Consider the following 19,460-nt stretch of genomic DNA (forward strand, 5'->3'; position numbering starts at 1 on the left):
GAAAGTGCGCACTATTTTCTCCACACTATTTGAACGACCGCTGAAGCCAGATACTCTGGTCCGCGGCCGCTTTAAGCTAAACAGCTTGATCGGCAAAGGAAGCTACGGTCTCACGTATAAAGCGAAAGATCTTCAAACAGGCAGGACTGTGGTCGTAAAGCAGCTGCGAAAACGAAAACGGCACAAGTCAGAAGAAGTCCAATATTTCTGGCAGGAAGCGGACTTTTTGCAGCAATTCCAACATCCTTCTATCCCTCAGTTTGTGGCTGCGTTTGAGGAAGACGGCGTTCCGTTTCTTGTCATGGACTTCATCGACGCGCCCAATTTTGAAGAGTTGATTTTCAACAAAAACAAGGTATACACCGAAAAAGAAACATTTTTGATTTTGCTCGATGTCATCAATGTGATTCAATACTTCCATAAGCAAGGCATTATCCACCGCGATTTGCGCATCCCGAATATTTTATGGGACGGCGCTTCCGTGTATGTGATTGATTTCGGCTTGGCCCGGTTACTGGACAGCAAGATCGCCTCTTCACCCCGCAAACAAAAAAAAGAGCATCCGCTGTTTCGGGAGCTGTCTGTCAGAAGCGACTTTTTCGCGCTCGGCCATTTTGCGCTGTTCCTCTTGTATTCCACGTTTGAACCTGCGTCAAAAAAAGAAAAAAGCTGGGAAGAAGAACTTGTTCTTTCCCCGGTGGCACGCCAAACGATTCGCCGGCTGCTTCAACTTGATCAGCCATATGAAACAATTGCTGAACTTATTATTGACGCAAAAAGAGTTTTATCCGGTTATTGATGTGCTAACATTAAAGGAGATGTCTCAAAACAAACTGAGACACCTCCTTTTTTATGTTTATAAACAAATGTATCTTTTTTCCCTAACGAATCATTAAGGCTGAAAAATCCGGTCAATTTGATTGATTTCGTCTTCCGAGAGTTTGACATCGAGCGTTTTCAAGTTATTCAGCACTTGGTCGGACCGTTTCGCTCCCGGAATGATCACATCGATCGCGTCGCGTGTTAAATACCAGGCGAGCACGATATGTGCAAGCTCGACTCCCTTTGACTCTGCAATCGGGCGGATTTGCTCCACTTTATCCAAATTTGACGCAAACACGTCTTTTTGAAAATAAGACAAACCGTTACGCAAGTCATCAAACGTTGCATTTTTGTCGTATTTGCCTGTCAGTAAACCAGATGCGAGCGGGAAGTAGGGCACGAACGAAATATTTTGTTCCACTAAATATGGAAACAATTCTTTTTCCGCATCGCGCGCAAGCAGATTGTATTCACCTTGGAACACGTCAACATGTCCGTCTTTATTTGCTTCTTTCAGCTGCTCGAGCGAAAAGTTTGAGACGCCGATGTGGCGGATTTTGCCGGCATCTTTCATCTCTTTTAATGCGCCCACTGCTTCATCTTTCGGTGTCTGCTCGTCCGGAAAATGAATGTAAAATAAGTCGATGTAGTCGGTTTGAAGACGGCCAAGCGCCTCCTCTACCGCCTTTTTCAAAAAGGCCGGTGAATTGTCGAATTTCTCGCCTCCATCTGTTAAAACATGAGCTGCTTTCGTTGCAATGACCGTTTCTGAACGGTTTCCGCGTTCCTTCAGCACTTCGCCAATTAATTCTTCTGAGCGCTTTGGACCGTAAATAAATGCCGTATCAAGAAAATTCACGCCGTGATCAAGCGCCGTCCGGACCATTTCACGGCCCGCTTCTTCATCTAAATTCGGATATAAGTTATGACCTCCTACTGCGTTCGCTCCAAAGCCGATAGGATTCACATGAAGATCTGTTTTGCCGATTTGCACATTTTTCGTCATTATATATCGTCTCCTTTTTGTTTTTTTCATCCATTTCCTATTACCAGAATAGAACGAGGTTAAACACCTTCTATCGTTTTAAACAGTCGTTCTTTTCTCATGAAACCCGCACAATTCACGAATAATGAGTTCACCCTTCATGACAAAAGAGCGAACCGCTTTTCATAATGGTTAAAAGCAAATTGGTCGCTTTTGGGCCGATTTCGCACTTCAGCTGATCGATCGTTATCATGTGCGGGCTACGTACTCCCGACTCCTGGCTGCTGCTGTGATGGCGCGTTATTTAGGATGGCTTAATCAGTTCTATGACATCCATTAACCTTTTTTCCGCCATGGATGCAAGGCGCAGTGAATGTTTTTCAAAGGGCAGAGATTCCGTTACCGGATTGGGCACAATCACGCACTTTAATCCGGCCGTTACGGCTGCTTGACATCCATTTAAGGAATCTTCGAAAGCGACTGCTTCTGAAGAATGGATATGTAAGGCCTCGATTGCTTTTAAATACAGGTCGGGGGCCGGTTTTACTTTTTGAACATCGTCTTGCGTGATCATTACGTTAAAATAGTGCAGCAGTTTGAGTTCATGTAAATAATGGGTGACCCACTCCCTTGTGGAACTGGACGCAAGTGCAATTTTATATCCCATATTTCTAGATTCTTCTAAATACTCTCTCACCCCTTCACGTGCCTGAGGAGTTTTCATCTTTCCTTTGTGTAAAGATTTTGCCCTGGCTTCTATTTCGTCAATGTTACATCTTTCCCCCAGCTGTTCTCTGAAAAATGCATGAAGCAGCATATCATCTGTCCCGATGCAGTGAACAAACCGTTCAAGCGGCAAATCAGCCTGATAAAAACCCATCGTTTCTTTATAAGCCTCATACCAAACCGTCTCCGTGTCAACAATTAGCCCATCAAAATCAAAAATAATCGCTTTTATCAAAACCTTTCTCCTTTCCCTTAACCAAATGAATAGGTCGTGCTATACCAATGTTTTATGTTTGTTTTTTTCATCCTGCCCAGTCTTTTTTTCTTAGTTCCTCTGCCAGCAGCTGATTAAAAAAAACGTGTCCAATCAATACGACAGCATGATGCTCTTCCGCGTATTCCATAAGTAGATTTGCCATGCCTGATAAGTGAAATCGTCCTCATCCTTGTTCTCCTTCCACAAAATTCCGTCTTCATTCAGCCGCTTAAATTCTGTTCAGCCATCTGTTTCAGCTCGCGCGCACGGGTTACAATAAAGTTCCGCATATATTTTTCTAAAAACAGCCGGTCAGCGATTTTCCCGGCAAGACCGAGGGGGCTTTTGTACTGAAAGTTATCTTTCATCACCGTTCCCTCGCCATTTCGGAAAAATTTGTGGTGATGCGTAAACGACTGAAACGCGCCTTTCACCATCACATCGGTAAATTCAGACGGCGGGTTCATCTCCGTAATTCTTGCGGTCGGCCGCTGCCGGATACCGAAATGGACTGCTTCCCATGTGACCGTATCGCCTGCTTTCAGTAAACCTGACGTCACACCGCCGACAGCCCGCTCTTTTGTCTGTGCGGTAGACCGGACATGTGCCTCCACGTTTCGCGCTAGATCAAAACAAGCGTGGATGGGCGCGTCAATTTGAATTTCGTGCTGAATCGTCGGCATCCCTTCACCTGCTTTCTTTTCTCATTATACAATACAATGTTTCCCAAAAAGAGCCTTGCACGTTTGAAAGGATATGGTACATTAATTTGAAAGGACGTGAAAAAATGGAAAACTTTTATTTATTTTTGGTCATGTGTGTATTGTTAATTATTTTGCCTGGTCCGGATACGGCGATCGCCACGAAAAATACGCTGACATCAGGGCGGACAGGCGGTTTAAAAACGGTCATTGGGACATGCTGCGCGCTGCTTATTCACACATTGGCAGCGGTAGTCGGCTTGTCCGCCATTATCGTAAAATCGGCTTTCGTTTTTTCTATTTTCAAATATGCAGGCGCTGTGTATTTAATGTATCTCGGCGTAAAAACATTATGGGCGCTTCGTAACAAGCACAAAGACGATTGCGCTGATACTGAGGAGGTTCATGCGGCAAAAGGAACTTCTTTTTTTAAGCAGGGATTTTTAACAAATCTGCTTAATCCGAAAGTGGCGGTTTTTTTCTTAACATTCCTGCCGCAGTTCGTTGATGCCGGCACTGCCACGTTTTTTCCGTTTTTGACAATGGGTATCACTTACATTCTTTTGACTGCTTTTTGGTTTTTATTTTATATTTATTTGCTTGATCACATTCGCGCGTTTATGAACAAGCCAAAAACCCAGACGATTATGGAAGGCATAACAGGCAGGGTTCTCATCGCTTTTGGGATCAAGCTCGCTTTAGAAAAAGCACATTAACAAGCCGGCCGTTTCGACGGACGGTTTGTTAATGTGCTTCATTCCATTATTTTGTTTTATTATGATGATTTTTTTCTCCAAAAAACACGCACTTTATTCGATCGTGATCAAAAAAAGCTGGAGCGGCTGCGGGCAGGGCTGACAGCAGCCGGTTTTAGCGCAAATGCCACAAGTCCTAATGAACGTGATTTGTTAAACAGGCAGCTCATAACATTGCTTAGTTGGCTTCATAAAGAAAACCAATAATGTGAAACAGTTTCAATTTTCATTCGTAATGTATACCTAAAGGTGGTGCAGCAAATGGAAGTAACCGGTTTTGTGTTTGCGTTAGTTGCGTTAACATTTGTATTTGATGCACAGTCAAAAGTAAAGAAATTAGAAAAAAGAGTCCAGGATTTGGAAAACAAATTACCTCGCGACTAAAAACAACTGCCCATTTTGAACTGCATTCCAATTGTTAACCACACTATAACAATTGGGGCGCAGTTTTTTTTATGAAGAAAATATATATTCATTTCTGTCTTTTTAATATTCTTCCTTTCCTCTTTTTAATTCAGCTGTTTCCATGAGAGTAGTTTCATTTAGAACACAGCCTTAATGAAAATCGAGCTACTTTTTCGAATTATTGGTAAAAAACCTATCTTTTCGATTCTATTAAAATAGATCGGAACATGGTAAAATGAATAGGTTGATAAAGAAACCGGCCTTGTGAAACACTCAGCAGAAATGAGGAAATAACGTGAGCGAAGTCGATCAAAAGGTAATCTTACAGGCAATTTTGGATTTGTCTAAACAGGTGGCGGGGCTGTCAGAACAAATAACAGAAACCGAATCACGGCTGACAAGCCGCATGGATAAACTGGAACAAAAGCTCGATAAAGTCAATGCTAAAATGACCATCCTGTCTGATGAACTGCTTGAAACAAGAGCAGACGTGCTTATGCTGAAAAAAGCGAAATAATCCTATATGATAGATCGAAACGGCATGCGCAAACGGGCAGGCCGCTTTTTTATAGCCAATGAATGTGCCGCTCCATTCTCTTTGACGCTTTCCAAAGCGAAACAATGAATCGTCGCGTTTAAACAAAAAAATTCGCAAAGGCCAAAATCCCCCTTTTGCGAACGTCAAATGGTCTTGATTATGAATAGCCTGTTATACGGGATGGCGAACGAATGGCCTGCATAAAAAGAATCGACGTATTTATTTTCATACCACCCCTGACGACCGAATAATTTTCACTTTTTTCGTTCAGCCAAATATTTTGCATACAGGATTGTATTTCGGACCACATCCAATTCACAATTAAAAATCACCGGGTCTCCAGTTCACTACAAATAACCATAATTTTTGATTCTCATCAATGCCTACATCAATCCCTAATTCATCAAATAAAACATCATGATATAAAGACTCGAAATGAGTAGAGAAGTCAATGACAAACCGCTCAACCTCCGCCTGCATCTCACGTCAGGAATCTGGAAATTCCTTTTTAAAAATATCATCCATGTACCCCGTGTATCCACCGCTGCCCATGTTGGACGTAATGCTCCCGATCGGGCCTATTCGCGGATAAATAGACGTGATCACCCATTCCCCCATCCCGTTCTTTTGAACATGCAGGCGCAAATCATACACATGGCCGGTATTGAGCCGGCAAGAAAGAAAAGGCTGTGCAATGTACTCATTTGGCTGGATGTGGTCAGAAAACCACTTAAGCAGTTTCTTTTTTTGTAAGTGGTGCTGTTCCCTGCCTCCATCAGCTGATACCATCTGATGCTTTTCTTTTCAACAGTGACAATTCCTTTGCCTTGATGTTCCGATTTCGGCTTTAATATGATGGATCTGAGATGCCCATACTGAAAATCACCTCGTGGAAAATCATTGCTGAACCAAAGGAACCTTATGTGTATTCAGTCTATCAAACTCATGTAAAAAGAACCGGCTCAATCTATAACTTGAGCCAGCTTCTTCTTGAATAAAGTGGAACTTCAATTAGCCGCTGCATCATGTCCGGTGTTACTTTACACTTTCTAACGCTTTCTTTACATTAGCAAATGTATCGATAGCAGAGATATTAATATGGCTATTAACGACAATTTGGGCGAGTTCAGGCCGCAAACCTGTAGTCAGTACATGAATACCCATTAATTGAAACATGCTCCCTATTTGATGAAGGTATTCGGCAATGTCTACATTAATCGTATAAATACCTGAAAAGTCTGCAATCACATAATTTATATTCATATCTGCTATTTTCGGCACCACATGCTCCATAATATAATTTGCCCGGTAGGTATCGATATCACCAATCAAGGGCAGAATGACGATGCCGTCTTTAACAGGTATAATAGGCGCTGATAATGCTGCCAGCTCTTTTTGGGTTTCTTCCCTGGCTTCCTCAAAAAGCTGCTCGAAAGCGAAAATCGTTTCATTTAAGCTAATGTCTAACAATTTGTTTATGCGTTTTATAATGAGTGCATTTTCCTTTACAGACAAACCAAGCTCTATACTGATTTCCGTTACGATTTCCGTAAAAACATCTCTTGTTGGCGGATAACGAACGGCGATTTCTGACATTTTCCCTCTTGAAGATATTTGCATGGCCGCATTTTTTTTACTCCAATCGATAAAGAATTCAGGAACTGATTCCTTTCCCTCATTCCCAAACGATTCCCCCAAAAATCGTAAAAGCTCCACATACATGTTAATCGCTTGTTCTTTCTCCCATTCAGGAATATCTAATTTCATTCTGTGCAAGACACCTTCAACTACTTCAATAGCTAAGGACTCCATATTTTCATAAATGTAAGTAGAAAAATTCAAAAACAAATTCATCTATACTCTCCTCTTTTCCCCTGTCAATTCAATTATTATAACCTATAAAACGCTTTTGCAATCAACAACCCGGAACATACGCCAAAGCAGGCCATTCAAAAAACACAATGATTTTTAAAAGCATAAATCTATATAGATGTGAATAAACTAACATTAAAATAGAAAGACTCTTTATATCTAGCGCGAGTAATTTAGATTTTACTATATCAATGAAAAATGGATGGGAGTGAAACATGTTGAATATTCGTCAGGATGCTTGGTCAAAAGAAAATGATCTCCTTCTCGCCACTGCCGTACTAAAACATGTCAAAGTAGGAAGTACCCAATTGAAAGCATTTGAGGAAGTGGGGGAGATATTAAACCGTACTGCGGCTGCCTGCGGATTTCGTTGGAATGCGGTCGTCCGCCAATATTATATTCCAGACATGGAAATGGCTAAAAAAGAAAGAAAACAGCGGAATCGCATAGAAAGCAGGCAAGTCGGCAAGAAAACGGCAAACAAATTACCTTTTTTCATTCCTAAAGAGTCAGAGAATGATATAACAATGTCAGATGTTATTCAATACTTAACAACCATTGCACCAGCGGAGAATGCCGCGTCTTTACAGGCAGAAAACAGCCGGCTGCAACGTGAACTTGAAGCCGTGAAAAAAGAACTTCATCACTTAAAAGAAGGCTATACGTCGATGCAGGAGGATTATGAATCTCTCATGCAGATTATGGAGCGTGCCCGGAAATTAGTCGTTTTTTCAGAGGAAGTACCTGCTTCTGTAAAATTCAGAATGGAGCGAAACGGAAATTTGGAAAAAGTAGCGGAATAACGAGCTGTAAGCCGGTTCCGCTATTTTTTTAATTGCTCTGCTCCACGCAGGAGACTAGCAAAAACGTCATTACCTTCCAGCTTAATTATTTTTCCTTTCAACAGGCATTACCGTTGTATCAATGAGCGTTTTAACGGTTAAGCTCACGTGATCGTGAATCCGCTCTTTTGTTCGATCAGAATAGCTGGTCTTTTCTCGTTTTAATGCAAGTGGAAAACGGAAATCAAATTCGCACTCTTTCCCCTGTTCGTTCGATGTAACTATAATTAGCCCCTTATTTAAAACAGAATCTAGAAATGAATGCTCTAAAGGGCACAGCTGTTTCTTGTTGTTGCGTCGCATGGCCTTCTTTCCTTCTTTCTTTCCTACAATCAAATCCCCATTATAACAAAAGAATTCTCTAAATGAACGATTTTTTTAATGCATATGAATCACTCCAAAATAGTTGTTTATTTGCTTTATTTCGTTGAACATAGAAAATGAGCTGTTATTCAAATTTTTCAGGAGGTAATCGCAGCGGTCGTGAAAACAAAGACCCTTATGATATTGAGATCCCGGGAACGGCCATTTATGTAAATGACTTCGAATTTCATCGCAGTTCGTGAAGATGGAGTATTTTATGGTATACTTAACGATAAGGGATTGAATAAATGTCTTATTTTAAAAACACCTTACATGATTAATGTCTTGGCCGTCAGCCTGCTTGCTTTCTTTTATTACCCGTAAGGTGTTTTTTTATGTATAAAAATGGAAAATACCCACTAACCTGATGCATGAATGCAAAGAAGTCGATTTTAAAGCAGAGATGAAGTAGCGTTCAATCTTGACTAAGAAGCCCTTCTCTTGGTTATGACCTCACCGTATGTTACAAAAAAATTTATTCACACCAGATCGCTTTAAAGGGAGTGTTGGCACATGACTTCAATGACTAAACTTACTTTCGCCAATAACCAAAAGGAATTGGATCGTAAAATGGAACAAATTAAACAAGACCACGAACAGCGAAATCCTGAAAGCACAGTGGAGATTTCACATTTAGACCCGAAGTTACAGGATATTGAGTTTCTGAAGTATCAAACCACACAATTACTAATTGGCATACGGATAGTAGAAAAAGCAAAAGATGATAAATAAGCAGCGTTAAACATGCTTATTTATTTTGAAAAAAAGAGGTGTAAAGATGGCAGAAAAAAACAAGTACCGTACTGGGGAAGTAGTAAGAATAAAAGAAACGGATGAATTAGTAACCATAAATAAATGGCAGTATGTCAAGACCATGAAGGCGTACTCTTATACGGTAAAAGAACACTCAGCAACCTTTTATTTCGAAGATGAGTTCCGCAGCCAATAACATCGCGCTTGCAGCAGGCATACAGGGTATTTAAGAAAATGAACATCCCGCATCATGGTCGTATTTTCTTTGCAATAATGATGAAAGAGCAGATATGAACGTCTGCTCTTTTTTGTTGAATTTAGTTCGTTTATTCAAATGCTCCTTTGACAATTGGCTGTTTATTTTCAACCATTAGGCGTCCTTTCGCCAATACGCTATGAATCGTCAGACTATCTTTCTCGAGCAGGACTAAATCTGCATCTTTTTCTTTCTCAATCGTTCCTTTCGTATGCAATTTCAATATTTCCGCGGGGTTAGAGGTAATGACCCGCAATGCTGTTTCCAATGGAATCCCCTCGTTTTTCACGGCATCCTTCACTTCGTCATACAAGGATTTTACTTTCCCAACCTGAAGACCCGCATACTCCCTGTCTGAATGAAAGATCGGCAAGCTTCCCTGTCCATCTGAAGAAAAGGTAATGGCCGAAATGGAAACTCTCTTCTCAAGCATGAGACGAAGCGCTTTACTGCACTTTACTTTTTCCTTCTCCTTCTTCCGAGACTGGTCAGCGCTGCTTGTCGTGAAGTCCACATACCCCCCTTTTAATGCGTACTGAATACCAGCATCAAATAATTCCCTGTTTCGGTTTATGTGTGTTGGATGAAAATGACGAATCGGAATATCTGTGTTGGCCGCCAGTTCTTCCAGCAGCCGGAGTTTGTCTGCACTGTCACCGACATGAATTTCCAGCACCCCGGCTTTTCCTGACAGCATCCCGCCATTTCGTGCAGCTGCCGCTATTTTCACGAGCTCATTAAAGGTCGGCTGAGAAGAACGATGATCAGAAATGGCGATTTCTCCAACCCCGATAATTTTATCGATGAAGATCAGGTCGCTTTCGATGGAGCCAGTCAATGTTTTCACCGGTATTTGGTAGGAACCCGTATGAACAAAGCACGTCACTCCTTCTTCTTCAAGCGCATGTGCTTTTGCCAGAAGGCTTTCCATTCTTCTCGTTGTCCCGTCTGTGCCCAGTACACCGACAAGCGTTGTAATCCCCGAAAGCGTTGCATCCGTTAAAGAAATTTCAGGCGTCCGGGTTTTAAAGCCCCCTTCTCCGCCACCGCCAATTAAATGAACATGGGCATCAATAAATCCGGGCACAATCAGCTTTTCTTCCGCATCGATTTCATGTACGGATAATGACGTTCCTGAAAGATCAATTTCATCTTTCATCTCAACGATCTTTCCCCCTGCGAGCAGTATATCTTTTTTTCCTCTGTATGCCGGCGCATATACTTCACCATTTTTAATTAGCGTCAACAATTCATTTCCCCCTCACGAATCGCATTTCCTTAGGACGGCATGGACATTCTTCTCGCATCTTTATAACTATTCAAGTAAAAATAAAATAAGAAAAAACCGCCTGCAATAATAGACGGTTCAGCTTCGTGACAAACACTTCATTTTATTCTTTTTGTGTCCACTGTCCGAGCAATGGGTTAAATGTGCCGTACGCTATCAGTTTTCCATTTTTGTGAAACTCCATAAATCCGTACCGCTCCAGCCATCGATACGCCTTTTTTCTTTTTTCATCATCAAAAACAACAAATAAATATTCATTTGGTTTTAAGCGATATTTGAATTCAAGAATGATATCAAGTGCTTTCTTTAGTCCTTCAAGCCCGGCTTTTCCCGTGGCTTTTTCCTTTATGCCTCGCCGGTTGTGATTTTTCCAGTTATTCGCTTTCTTCCTGGAGTCGGTGATAATTGCAGCTACATTCCAGACATATACCATCTGACCGGAGACAAACTCTTTTTCGCGCCAAAAATACACGTGCACGGATTGGCCATTGCTTAATTTTTCACAGTACCGCACTTGGCTTTTTCTTTTTTTCACTAAATCACGCATGACTCGCAATCCCTTCATCGTTTCCACGTCAAAAAGATAAAAGCCTCTACACAAAATAGAGGCTTCAGCCTGCTTTCTGACTTTATCTACACTCTGAAGCCTCTGCACAAAATAAAGGCTCTACACATACCCTTACTCTTCTTCGGCATCCTGAAACGCTGCGGATACTTTGTCGAACTCTTCATCATCATCAATAACCGATAATTGCTCATTATTGTCACCTTTTAAAAAGAAGACATTCACCTCTACGTCCGATTCTTCCTCGATTTCTTCTGTAAAAGCGACAGCAGCATAGTCTGTTCCATCAATACTTAACGTGCCTAATACTTCAATTTCCTGCTCCTGGTCATTTTCATCAACCAACGTAAAAATGTCGCCCACTTCAATTTTTCCCATATGATCTGCTCCTCTCATGCATGTCTATATCTAAAGTTATTTCTGCAGATACTTTACCCACTTTTTCCTCTTTTATTAGTATTGGATGAACTTTGCTTTTTCCTATACAAGTATGCAATTTATATAAAACTGTCTAATGCTCCTTCTTATTTTAGACTCCAGGGTATTTGCTTTTCTCTTTTTCTTCTGGATGGTGTGGTGGCAGGCAGCAAAACCTCGATCGTTGTGCCTTTGCCTACTTTACTCGAAATTTTAAAATCTCCTTTATGATTTTCAATGATCTTTAAGCAGGTCATTAGCCCGAGTCCTGTTCCTTTTTCTTTAAATTCTTTATGCTGATCCGTCTCAGCATGAATAAGCTGAATAAATCCTTTGATGGACGTGAGGGGATTTCTGATTTCATAAGCGATTCCAGCAGCCAGATGACCGACCACTGCCAGTTTTTCTGATTTTCGCAGAAGAGATTCTGTTTGCTCCCTTTTATCAGTTATATCCTTTCCGATGTATAGATAAGTTGCACCATAAGAGCGCAAAGTCTATTCTAAACTCACTTTGTTAATGACACATCAAGTAACATAATTCTATATTGCTACAGAAAAAAGAAAAAACCTAATTTTTTCATTCGACAAATATCGATAATATCTTTTCATTTCTTTCTCATAAAGACAAAAAAAGAAAAGCCGAAATTGGCGAGGCAACAGGCATAATGACCGCTGAAGAAGAACAGGCGTTTATTGAAAAATATCTGGATTAATTGAGTGAAAACACATTATTCTTCCAACCTTCTATACTTTCAATTGAACGAACCGATAAGAGAATAAGGAGGTGACTTTTTTGGATATTGCTGCTTTATCAATGGGAATGAGCCAGGCTTCTCTCGGCCAAAATATCGGTTTGGCGCTGACGAAAAAAACGATGGACATGGCCCAGCAAAACGCCAATCAAATGGTGCAAATGCTGCAGGCTCCGCATCCGACGCTCGGAAACTCAATTGATGTAAAGGGATAAAAGAAACGTGCATTCAGGTTTTACTTTGAATGCACGTTTCTTTTACCTCATTCCGCTTTACTACAGCCATATAAGCTGCTTCAGACTGATAAATCCGGGCTACTTCCATCCATTTCGATCACATAATGACGTAATGTGTGCGAGATGATGGCGGCCGTGCCAGGCGTACATTCCAATGTTTTCACCTACCGTCACTTCTCCTGAGTCCGGATGAATGAATGTTTTTTCCAAGTCGCCTGTTTGTAATTCAGACAAAAGGCGTGTCCACCGCTTGTGCAACGATTCCAGCAATACAAGAGAAACATCGACCGGCATGCTGCTATCTGGAAGTTCCGCCCAGGCGGCTTCGTCATACGGCTTGATAACGGGCAGTTCTTCCGTCAGTGCCAGCTTAAAGCGGATATAGGCATTCATATGGCTGTCCGCCACGTGATGCACGAGTTGACGCACCGTCCACCCACCGTTCCGATATGGCGTATCAAGCTGTTCATTGGTCAACGATTCAACCGTCCGGCGCAGCAATGCGGGCAGTTCCTCAATTTCTTTTATCCATTCAGCTGCGACCCGTTCCGTCACCGCATCTGTCCATTCAAATGGACCAATTGGGAATTGTTTATTCATAAACTTACCCCTACTTTCTGAAAATGCTCGACGGCGGGAAATGGATCGTAAAACCGGTAAAGCAGCTGCTTCCATTCCAGGTATTCCAGCGACTGCCTAAACCCAATCGTATGATCCTCCAGCCGTTCCCATTTCACGAGCAGCAAATATTTCCCCTGCACTTCTATGCAGCGCTGCAATTCATGTAATACATAGCCATTTATCGAGGCAATGATCGGCGACGCTTTCCGAAACACCTCCTCTTATTCCGCTTCCATTCCCGATTTTACCTGCAGCATGACCGCTTCTAGTATCATCTTATGGACCCCTCTCAATTGCCCGTTCACATCATTTCAGTTCCATTGCCTGTGGACCCGATTCTTCAAAACCCCGCTCCAAAATTTCCATGTTCGTTAACAGCTCACGGTCCCTTACCAGCTTTTCTCCTCTTCCAAGTCAGGCTTTCATTTCCGGTTAAAGATCGTTTTTATGACGATGTTCTCCTGGATCAACAGATAGGGCAAATGATAACGAGTTGTGCTTTTTCCAAAGCCGATAAATCCAATGGTTAATGTCATGTTAAGCCTCCAAAATAAAGTTAAAGCCGGACCGCCACGCAAAACCGGTCATCACTGATGCATCTTCAAAATGAACTTGATCGATCTGCATAACCACTTGTTCAACTAATGTTTATCGTTCTCCTCCTTCATAAGATTTTTTCATTTTCAATTTTACCAGATTTGTAAATCGGCTTAACGGTTCGAAAATCAAAAAAAAGACGTCCGATATAAATTCGGACATCCCTTTTTTTCTTCTGATACATCAGCCTGTATTCTCTCTTAAAATAAACTGCTGAACAACATATATTGATCTCTTAGTTTTTCATCATCGGATTTGTCGGCTGCTGCTTTCGTTACGTCACGTTCACGGGCCAAAATGTAGACTGCGTCATCTTCCGCTGCCATTTTTGTGAGGATATTCATCGCCTGAATGTCTGCTGCACTAGTATGAAGTTCTTGTAACGAAGCCATTTTCTTTTTCCTCCTCTTAGTTCAGTTTATCCAAAGGGCAACTTACTGAAAGAATGAAAGAAAACTCGACAAAATTTCCATCATAAAGAGTATCCAATTTCCCGTATCGACCCCACCTACGCCAAATACACTGACAGCCACCTTTGCCATCCTGCCCAAAACCTGCATTCAACTGTTACTTCATTCTAATACCCTGAAGGAATTAATGATAAACATTTCATTTCCATTTTTTAAAAAAGAATTTTTAAATAATCCTTTGCCAAACGATTTACTTTTTCCCAGGTTAATGATCGTTTCCACACCCATCAACTGAAGCAAAAAAACACGTTTGTATTAGTCCTCCTTCGTTTAGCTTGAATAATTCCCCCTATATTCCTCCCTTAAAATCGAAAATATTTTTGTATCACTGAACTCCCCTTTGATCCGCTCATTTTTTCTCAAAACACCTTCGAACGTCATGCCGGCTTTTCGCATCACCTTCTCAGATCCGATATTCTCCGGATCACAGTGACCTTCAATGCGGTTTAGCTTCAGCACCTCAAATCCGTATGTAATAAACGTAGTGACTGCTTCTAATGCAAACCCTTGTCCCCAATAACCTTGGTGCAGCATAAACCCGATTTCCGCTTTTTGATGCTCATTGGACCAGCTGACAAACGCGCATGTGCCTATCACTTTTTTGTGTTTTTTATGAACGATGGCCCAGTCTCCAGACGTTCCATTTCCATATCCTTGAATCACTGCCCGGACAAATGCCATCGTCTCCTCTTTTGCCTCATTTGTTTCCCATCTCATGTAACCAGAAACGTCCGGATCTGAAGAAAACTCAAACAAATCATCTACATCATCGAGTGTGATTTTTCTCAATAAAAGACGGTCTGTTTCCATCTCCGGCATGTTTTTCAGTTTTGCTTCAATGCTCATCTTTATCTCAGCCTCCCCATCCGCACATCCATGGCGGTTTTGACGACATCGTAATGATGCCCCTGCATGCTTTCGAGACATTGCAGTAAATGAAATGACTCCGAGCCGTTCCATAAGTGAAGCGCGAGCCGCCCGAGCTGAATCGCCGAGCTGCACAGGTCGTATGCCGAATCACCTTCTTCCCAGTTGATGATCCAGTCCACCGGGCTTTCGTGTGTGTCAAGGTCGTGCACGATTTTTTCGAAAACCATCGGCACGGCCAAAATATAGCAGGCCGCGGCATACTCTGGATCATAGCTGGCGAATTCCCACTGAAGCTGCGTTAACTTGTAATTGACGGCATGATGGTCATCAACAAAATACATGCGCATTGCTCCTTTATCGATCTTTACTTTTTTTGATTGATCACGTCTTTCCAATATACCCATGCTTTTTCATATTCAGTCCAATCAGCCGGATGGTGTTTCACGCAGGACGCCAGGCGAAGATACAGCCCAATCAATACGTTCCCGTTTAAAAGCCGTTCATTTTGAACGGTTCTTTGTAAAGAAGATTTGGCAAAAGAGCTGCATCCACGTAACAGAAAAAAATCCGCTTCCGCTTCGATCACATGCGGCTCATTTTGTTTCAGCACATATTTCGCACCGGTGCTGTCTTCAAGCAGAAACACCAAGCTTGACGTACCGCCGGTTAACGGCGTAGATTTGACAGGACCAGGTGAAAGACGATTTTGTGAACGAACCTGTTCAATGATATCCACATTTTTTCTCCTTACCTGGCCTATTTAAGAATCTTCATCATCGTATTCGCATTCCGCTGAAATTCGTACGGCACACGAATTTCTTCCACCTGGTGACCTTGTTCTTTCAGGTTCTCAATAATTTCATCCAAATGCTCATAACGGTTTCCGGACAAATCAACCAACGGAAAAATCCGAATTTCTTCTTTTGCAGCGCGCAGCAGTTCTTTGATCGTATCGAGATGGAATTGTTTGTCGAGCCGGCCGCCGTATGTGAACAAAAAATGCGCGGAGAGGATCACATCAAATTGGCCATCCTCAAAGGGCAGCTTCGGCAAGGTGACCGGGACGTAGCGATCCGGATTCTTTTTCATGTCCTTCGCACAGTTCGTCAAGGCACGGGTCCGGTGCTGGGCGAGATCTGCCACATCATGAAAATACTCAAATACATATTGTGCTTTTGCTTTTTCAACACCTACCATCGCATGTTCTAGATCTTTTTTTCCCTTCTCGGCGAGCGCTTCACCAGGATGGTAATACGCAATATCACAAGCCGTCACATCCAGTCCCTTTTCCCTACCAACCGCTGTAAAAGAGCAGGCACCTGCCGGACAATCCAATACCTTTTTCCCTTTTAATTCATCGACCGACAGAGAAAACATCGTCCTATACTCCTCGAATGTCCGTCCGATAAAAACGATTCTTTCTAAATCTAATCCCGCTTTTTGCATGTCATCTATCCCCTTTTTAAATAAAATAAAAGAGTCCCCCATCCTAAAAAAAGGACGGGAGACCCGTGGTGCCACCTTCGTTCGTTCCCTCATAGAACGCGCTTATCCGGACGGGTGAACATAGCACCGATCCTTTGTCTGTTTTACCGGTCAGACTCTCCGCCACCGCCTACTAATCGTTCAGCGGGGTGCTCCAAAGCCCATTCCGCAGCCGTCCCGCACGGATTTTCACCACCCATCCGCTCTCTGCAATGGTCCGGCTGCATACTCTTCTTCATCGTCGTATTGAATTTTCTGTTTTTTCCATTTTAGTGGGTGTGAAAGAAATTAGCAAGCCTTTCTAAGAAATGATTCATTTATCCAAGTTGTTCATACTATTTGATTCACTGTTTCCTATATACTGTATGTATCTGAAAAAGGAGATTTGCGATGAATCGTTTAAAAAATTGGGCGAAGCAGTTGAAACGCCGTTTGTTTGTTTTATATTTTGCCTATCAGGATGAGCGGGTGCCGTGGTACGCAAAAGTGTTTACCGCTTGTGTCGTTGCGTATGCGTTCAGCCCGATTGACCTTATTCCGGATTTCATTCCGATCCTTGGCTATTTAGACGATCTTATTTTAGTGCCGCTCGGGATTTTTCTTGCGTTAAAAATGATTCCGGAACCGGTTATTGCGGATTGTGAAGTAAAAGCAGAAGAGCTCATTAAGAATGGGAAGCCGAAAAACTGGGTGGCGGGAGCGGTTGTTTTATTCATTTGGGTATTGGCCCTCAGTTGGATCGGTGTGTGGATGCTGCAACGTTAACACTGGATATGTTTAAAAGGAACAAAATAACGCCCTTTGTCTGTACATATTTCAGCAATTTTTGCATAATTTCTTCAATTCACATTGACAAACTGGCAAATCGGTAATACGATGGTAAAAATTAAACGTTTAAACGCTTCGACTGGGAGCATTAAGGAATCGTGATTGTTCGAAGAGAGCTGCCGGCTGGTGAAAGGCAGTCAATCGCTTCCCCAACTCGCCCATGAGCGGCAAAGCTGAAAGATTAGTAAGCTTTGACGGACGCCCCGTAATCAGCTTTCAAGCGGGTTTATGTGCACACATAAGCCAACAAGAGTGGTACCACGGAAGGTTAACGCCTGTCGTCTCTTTATAGAGATGACGGGCGTTTTTTATTTTTATTTAAAAACGAAAGGATGATTGTAATGAAAAATGTTAGTAAATATACGCGTAATTATTTTATGCCGCCGGCAACGAGCTTGAAATGGACACAAAAGGAGTCCATTACCGAAGCGCCGACATGGTGCAGCGTTGATTTGCGCGATGGCAATCAGGCGCTCATTATCCCGATGAATCTTCAGGAAAAATTGGAGTATTTCCAGGTGCTTGTCGATGTGGGTTTTAAAGAAATTGAAGTTGGCTTCCCAGCAGCATCCGATACGGAGTACACATTTCTTCGCACGTTGATTGAGCAGGATTTGATTCCGGACGATGTGACGATTCAAGTGCTGACACAGTCACGCGAGCACATTATTGAGAAAACATTCGAATCGCTTCGCGGTGCGAAAAACGCGGTCGTTCATTTGTACAACTCCACGTCTTTGGCACAGCGCGAGCAAGTATTCAGACGCTCGAAAGAAGAAATTAAAGAAATTGCCGTCAGCGGCGCAAAATTGTTGAATAAATACGCAGCGGAAGTGGAAGGCAACTTTAAATTCCAATACTCGCCGGAAAGCTTTACCGGTACGGAAATTGAATTTGCGCTTGACGTGTGCAACAGTGTCCTTGACGTGTGGCAGCCGACTGCGGACAACAAAGTGATTATTAACTTGCCGGCGACGGTATCGATGTCTATGCCGCACGTGTATGCAAGCCAGATCGAATTCATGAGCGAAAACATGAAGTACCGTGAAAACGTCATTTTGTCGCTTCATCCGCATAATGACCGCGGCACAGGCGTTGCGGATGCGGAGCTTGGCATCTTAGCCGGCGCGGATCGCGTCGAAGGCACATTGTTTGGAAATGGCGAACGGACAGGAAACGTTGATATTGTCACTTTGGCATTAAATATGTACACGCACGGCGTCGATCCGAAGCTGAACTTGGATAACCTGCCGGCGATTCAGGAAGTGTACGAGCGCGTGACACGCATGACGGTGCCGGACCGCCAGCCATATGCAGGAAAGCTTGTCTTCACTGCCTTCTCTGGCTCGCATCAGGATGCGATTGCCAAAGGCATGAAGTGGCGTGAACAAGAGGAGCGCAAGCATTGGACCGTTCCGTATTTGCCAGTGGACCCGGAAGATATCGGCCGCGAATATGAAGGCGAAGTCATCCGCATTAACAGCCAGTCTGGCAAAGGCGGCATCGGTTACTTGCTTGAACAGGCATACGGATTCGAGCTTCCGCCGAAAATGCGCGAAACGCTTGGCTACAAAGTAAAAGACGTCTCGGACCGCAATCAGAAAGAATTAATGACAAACGAAATTCACGACATTTTTATGAAAGAGTTTGTCAACGTCGACTCGCCGGCTGAGCTGTTGGACTACACGTTTGAAGGAAAAGACACAGCGACAACAACGATTCAAGTGAAAATAAACGGTGACACGAATAAATGGCACGGCGCCGGAAATGGCCGCCTGGATGCCATCAACAATGCGCTTCAAACGGAGCTTAGCATCTCGTATAAAGATTTAACGTACAAAGAACATGCCCAGTCGATCGGTTCACAAGCCAATGCCGTCTCGTACGTCAGCATCACATCCGACAACGGCACCGTGTACTGGGGCTGCGGCATCGATCCGGATATTATGAACTCCTCCATTAAAGCATTGTTCAGCGCAGTGAATAACTTGCTGAAAGTAGAACAAGAACGCTTTGCGGCAACAAAGTAATAAAAAAACCCGCTTCCTTTCTAAC

General features: G+C 42.6%; 26 protein-coding genes, 2 pseudogenes and 2 other annotated features. Of the genes and pseudogenes, 11 read left to right on the forward strand and 17 right to left on the reverse strand.

Annotated elements, in window-relative coordinates:
* Positions 1 to 4 precede the first annotated feature (4 nt).
* Complete coding sequence (locus tag NLX67_RS00650) at positions 5 to 799, forward strand: serine/threonine protein kinase (protein WP_254309969.1); 795 nt, start codon at positions 5 to 7, stop codon at positions 797 to 799.
* Positions 800 to 892: 93 nt separating this feature from the next.
* Here the strand turns inward: NLX67_RS00650 and NLX67_RS00655 are convergent, their stop codons facing one another.
* The 3 genes from NLX67_RS00655 to NLX67_RS00665 form a co-directional block, all read right to left on the reverse strand.
* Positions 893 to 1,828, reverse strand: coding sequence for an aldo/keto reductase (locus tag NLX67_RS00655; protein ID WP_254309970.1), 936 nt, complete (start codon positions 1,826 to 1,828; stop codon positions 893 to 895).
* Between the two features lie 283 nt (positions 1,829 to 2,111).
* The gene (locus tag NLX67_RS00660) at positions 2,112 to 2,765 is read right to left on the reverse strand and encodes an HAD family hydrolase (RefSeq protein WP_254310473.1); all 654 of its coding nucleotides are present in this window, start codon (positions 2,763 to 2,765) and stop codon (positions 2,112 to 2,114) included.
* A 245-nt stretch (positions 2,766 to 3,010) separates the two neighbouring features.
* A complete protein-coding gene (locus tag NLX67_RS00665) occupies positions 3,011 to 3,472 on the reverse strand; it encodes an SRPBCC family protein (protein WP_254309971.1) in 462 nt (153 codons plus the stop codon).
* A gap of 104 nt (positions 3,473 to 3,576) precedes the next feature.
* Between NLX67_RS00665 and NLX67_RS00670 the strand changes: the two genes are divergently transcribed.
* The 4 genes from NLX67_RS00670 (at position 3,577) to NLX67_RS00680 (ending at position 5,167) form a co-directional block, all read left to right on the forward strand.
* Positions 3,577 to 4,206 carry a LysE family translocator gene (locus tag NLX67_RS00670; protein ID WP_254309972.1) on the forward strand — a complete coding sequence of 210 codons (630 nt, stop codon included), beginning with the start codon at positions 3,577 to 3,579 and terminating at the stop codon, positions 4,204 to 4,206.
* A gap of 33 nt (positions 4,207 to 4,239) precedes the next feature.
* Positions 4,240 to 4,452, forward strand: a complete 213-nt coding sequence (locus NLX67_RS00675; RefSeq protein ID WP_254309973.1) for a hypothetical protein — start codon at positions 4,240 to 4,242, stop codon at positions 4,450 to 4,452.
* A gap of 54 nt (positions 4,453 to 4,506) precedes the next feature.
* Positions 4,507 to 4,629 carry a hypothetical protein gene (locus NLX67_RS22680; protein ID WP_256519484.1) on the forward strand — a complete coding sequence of 41 codons (123 nt, stop codon included), beginning with the start codon at positions 4,507 to 4,509 and terminating at the stop codon, positions 4,627 to 4,629.
* 316 nt (positions 4,630 to 4,945) lie between these two features.
* Positions 4,946 to 5,167 (forward strand): hypothetical protein, encoded by a 222-nt coding sequence (locus tag NLX67_RS00680; RefSeq protein ID WP_046178384.1) that lies wholly within the window; start codon positions 4,946 to 4,948, stop codon positions 5,165 to 5,167.
* Positions 5,168 to 5,509: 342 nt separating this feature from the next.
* On the opposite strand, the pseudogene NLX67_RS23145 reads toward NLX67_RS00680, so the two are convergent.
* A pseudogene (locus tag NLX67_RS23145) lies at positions 5,510 to 5,977 on the reverse strand (YheC/YheD family protein).
* A gap of 246 nt (positions 5,978 to 6,223) precedes the next feature.
* Positions 6,224 to 7,042: an STAS domain-containing protein gene (locus NLX67_RS00690; protein ID WP_254309975.1), complete on the reverse strand. Its 819-nt coding sequence runs from the start codon at positions 7,040 to 7,042 to the stop codon at positions 6,224 to 6,226.
* A gap of 236 nt (positions 7,043 to 7,278) precedes the next feature.
* Between NLX67_RS00690 and NLX67_RS00695 the strand changes: the two genes are divergently transcribed.
* On the forward strand, positions 7,279 to 7,863 hold the full coding sequence (locus NLX67_RS00695; RefSeq protein WP_305882018.1) for an RsfA family transcriptional regulator: 585 nt from the start codon (positions 7,279 to 7,281) through the stop codon (positions 7,861 to 7,863).
* Positions 7,864 to 7,944: 81 nt separating this feature from the next.
* On the opposite strand, the gene NLX67_RS00700 is transcribed toward NLX67_RS00695, so the two are convergent.
* On the reverse strand, positions 7,945 to 8,205 hold the full coding sequence (locus tag NLX67_RS00700) for a hypothetical protein (RefSeq protein ID WP_254309977.1): 261 nt from the start codon (positions 8,203 to 8,205) through the stop codon (positions 7,945 to 7,947).
* A gap of 573 nt (positions 8,206 to 8,778) precedes the next feature.
* On the opposite strand from NLX67_RS00700, the gene NLX67_RS00705 reads away from it, so the two are divergent.
* Positions 8,779 to 8,997 (forward strand): hypothetical protein, encoded by a 219-nt coding sequence (locus tag NLX67_RS00705; RefSeq protein ID WP_254309978.1) that lies wholly within the window; start codon positions 8,779 to 8,781, stop codon positions 8,995 to 8,997.
* A 46-nt stretch (positions 8,998 to 9,043) separates the two neighbouring features.
* Positions 9,044 to 9,214, forward strand: a complete 171-nt coding sequence (locus NLX67_RS00710) for a hypothetical protein (protein ID WP_172645525.1) — start codon at positions 9,044 to 9,046, stop codon at positions 9,212 to 9,214.
* A gap of 130 nt (positions 9,215 to 9,344) precedes the next feature.
* On the opposite strand, the gene iadA is transcribed toward NLX67_RS00710, so the two are convergent.
* From iadA to NLX67_RS00730, 4 genes and pseudogenes are all read right to left on the reverse strand, one after another.
* Entirely contained in the window at positions 9,345 to 10,523 is a 1,179-nt protein-coding gene (gene iadA / locus NLX67_RS00715) for a beta-aspartyl-peptidase (protein ID WP_254309979.1), read from the reverse strand.
* A gap of 142 nt (positions 10,524 to 10,665) precedes the next feature.
* Positions 10,666 to 11,127: a hypothetical protein gene (locus NLX67_RS00720; RefSeq protein WP_254309980.1), complete on the reverse strand. Its 462-nt coding sequence runs from the start codon at positions 11,125 to 11,127 to the stop codon at positions 10,666 to 10,668.
* A gap of 114 nt (positions 11,128 to 11,241) precedes the next feature.
* Positions 11,242 to 11,505 (reverse strand): DUF1292 domain-containing protein, encoded by a 264-nt coding sequence (locus tag NLX67_RS00725; RefSeq protein WP_046178376.1) that lies wholly within the window; start codon positions 11,503 to 11,505, stop codon positions 11,242 to 11,244.
* A 146-nt stretch (positions 11,506 to 11,651) separates the two neighbouring features.
* Positions 11,652 to 12,014 (reverse strand): annotated as a pseudogene (locus NLX67_RS00730) (ATP-binding protein); the annotation flags it as partial.
* 325 nt (positions 12,015 to 12,339) lie between these two features.
* On the opposite strand from NLX67_RS00730, the gene NLX67_RS00735 reads away from it, so the two are divergent.
* A complete protein-coding gene (locus NLX67_RS00735; protein ID WP_082091426.1) occupies positions 12,340 to 12,513 on the forward strand; it encodes a YjfB family protein in 174 nt (57 codons plus the stop codon).
* 99 nt (positions 12,514 to 12,612) lie between these two features.
* Here the strand turns inward: NLX67_RS00735 and NLX67_RS00740 are convergent, their stop codons facing one another.
* From NLX67_RS00740 to NLX67_RS00775, 7 genes are all read right to left on the reverse strand, one after another.
* A complete protein-coding gene (locus NLX67_RS00740) occupies positions 12,613 to 13,134 on the reverse strand; it encodes a YfiT family bacillithiol transferase (RefSeq protein ID WP_254309981.1) in 522 nt (173 codons plus the stop codon).
* Positions 13,131 to 13,370 (reverse strand): antibiotic biosynthesis monooxygenase family protein, encoded by a 240-nt coding sequence (locus tag NLX67_RS00745; RefSeq protein ID WP_254309982.1) that lies wholly within the window; start codon positions 13,368 to 13,370, stop codon positions 13,131 to 13,133. Before NLX67_RS00745 ends, NLX67_RS00740 begins: the two co-directional genes overlap by 4 nt.
* Before the next feature lie 582 nt (positions 13,371 to 13,952).
* The gene (locus NLX67_RS00755; protein ID WP_254309983.1) at positions 13,953 to 14,144 is read right to left on the reverse strand and encodes a hypothetical protein; all 192 of its coding nucleotides are present in this window, start codon (positions 14,142 to 14,144) and stop codon (positions 13,953 to 13,955) included.
* A 348-nt stretch (positions 14,145 to 14,492) separates the two neighbouring features.
* A complete protein-coding gene (locus tag NLX67_RS00760; protein WP_046178371.1) occupies positions 14,493 to 15,068 on the reverse strand; it encodes a GNAT family N-acetyltransferase in 576 nt (191 codons plus the stop codon).
* 2 nt (positions 15,069 to 15,070) lie between these two features.
* Positions 15,071 to 15,487, reverse strand: coding sequence for a DUF2538 family protein (locus NLX67_RS00765; RefSeq protein ID WP_172645523.1), 417 nt, complete (start codon positions 15,485 to 15,487; stop codon positions 15,071 to 15,073).
* Positions 15,457 to 15,828 (reverse strand): hypothetical protein, encoded by a 372-nt coding sequence (locus NLX67_RS00770; protein ID WP_046178369.1) that lies wholly within the window; start codon positions 15,826 to 15,828, stop codon positions 15,457 to 15,459. The genes NLX67_RS00765 and NLX67_RS00770 overlap by 31 nt, the downstream gene beginning before the upstream one ends.
* 20 nt (positions 15,829 to 15,848) lie before the next feature.
* Positions 15,849 to 16,538, reverse strand: coding sequence for a class I SAM-dependent methyltransferase (locus tag NLX67_RS00775; protein WP_254309984.1), 690 nt, complete (start codon positions 16,536 to 16,538; stop codon positions 15,849 to 15,851).
* Between the two features lie 47 nt (positions 16,539 to 16,585).
* Positions 16,586 to 16,828, reverse strand: a binding site (T-box leader).
* 139 nt (positions 16,829 to 16,967) lie between these two features.
* On the opposite strand from NLX67_RS00775, the gene NLX67_RS00780 reads away from it, so the two are divergent.
* Positions 16,968 to 17,342 (forward strand): YkvA family protein, encoded by a 375-nt coding sequence (locus NLX67_RS00780; RefSeq protein WP_254309985.1) that lies wholly within the window; start codon positions 16,968 to 16,970, stop codon positions 17,340 to 17,342.
* Positions 17,343 to 17,471: 129 nt separating this feature from the next.
* Positions 17,472 to 17,694: a binding site (T-box leader), on the forward strand.
* A 52-nt stretch (positions 17,695 to 17,746) separates the two neighbouring features.
* A complete protein-coding gene (locus NLX67_RS00785) occupies positions 17,747 to 19,435 on the forward strand; it encodes a 2-isopropylmalate synthase (protein WP_254309986.1) in 1,689 nt (562 codons plus the stop codon).
* Positions 19,436 to 19,460 lie beyond the last annotated feature (25 nt).

Origin of the sequence: Domibacillus sp. A3M-37 (assembly GCF_024213455.1) — a bacterium.
In the GTDB taxonomy this organism is placed as follows: domain Bacteria; phylum Bacillota; class Bacilli; order Bacillales; family Domibacillaceae; genus Domibacillus; species Domibacillus tundrae.

Coding starts and splice junctions, on each gene's coding strand:
- NLX67_RS22680 (WP_256519484.1), top strand. CDS start 4,507: ATGGAAGTAACCGGTTTTGTGTTTGCGTTAGTTGCGTTAACATTTGTA.
- NLX67_RS00785 (WP_254309986.1), top strand. CDS start 17,747: ATGAAAAATGTTAGTAAATATACGCGTAATTATTTTATGCCGCCGGCA.
- NLX67_RS00700 (WP_254309977.1), bottom strand. CDS start 8,205: ATGCGACGCAACAACAAGAAACAGCTGTGCCCTTTAGAGCATTCATTT.
- NLX67_RS00705 (WP_254309978.1), top strand. CDS start 8,779: ATGACTTCAATGACTAAACTTACTTTCGCCAATAACCAAAAGGAATTG.
- NLX67_RS00670 (WP_254309972.1), top strand. CDS start 3,577: ATGGAAAACTTTTATTTATTTTTGGTCATGTGTGTATTGTTAATTATT.
- NLX67_RS00655 (WP_254309970.1), bottom strand. CDS start 1,828: ATGACGAAAAATGTGCAAATCGGCAAAACAGATCTTCATGTGAATCCT.
- NLX67_RS00740 (WP_254309981.1), bottom strand. CDS start 13,134: ATGAATAAACAATTCCCAATTGGTCCATTTGAATGGACAGATGCGGTG.
- NLX67_RS00665 (WP_254309971.1), bottom strand. CDS start 3,472: ATGCCGACGATTCAGCACGAAATTCAAATTGACGCGCCCATCCACGCT.
- NLX67_RS00760 (WP_046178371.1), bottom strand. CDS start 15,068: ATGAGCATTGAAGCAAAACTGAAAAACATGCCGGAGATGGAAACAGAC.
- NLX67_RS00755 (WP_254309983.1), bottom strand. CDS start 14,144: ATGGCTTCGTTACAAGAACTTCATACTAGTGCAGCAGACATTCAGGCG.
- NLX67_RS00720 (WP_254309980.1), bottom strand. CDS start 11,127: ATGAAGGGATTGCGAGTCATGCGTGATTTAGTGAAAAAAAGAAAAAGC.
- NLX67_RS00780 (WP_254309985.1), top strand. CDS start 16,968: ATGAATCGTTTAAAAAATTGGGCGAAGCAGTTGAAACGCCGTTTGTTT.
- NLX67_RS00725 (WP_046178376.1), bottom strand. CDS start 11,505: ATGGGAAAAATTGAAGTGGGCGACATTTTTACGTTGGTTGATGAAAAT.
- NLX67_RS00710 (WP_172645525.1), top strand. CDS start 9,044: ATGGCAGAAAAAAACAAGTACCGTACTGGGGAAGTAGTAAGAATAAAA.
- NLX67_RS00775 (WP_254309984.1), bottom strand. CDS start 16,538: ATGCAAAAAGCGGGATTAGATTTAGAAAGAATCGTTTTTATCGGACGG.
- NLX67_RS00690 (WP_254309975.1), bottom strand. CDS start 7,042: ATGAATTTGTTTTTGAATTTTTCTACTTACATTTATGAAAATATGGAG.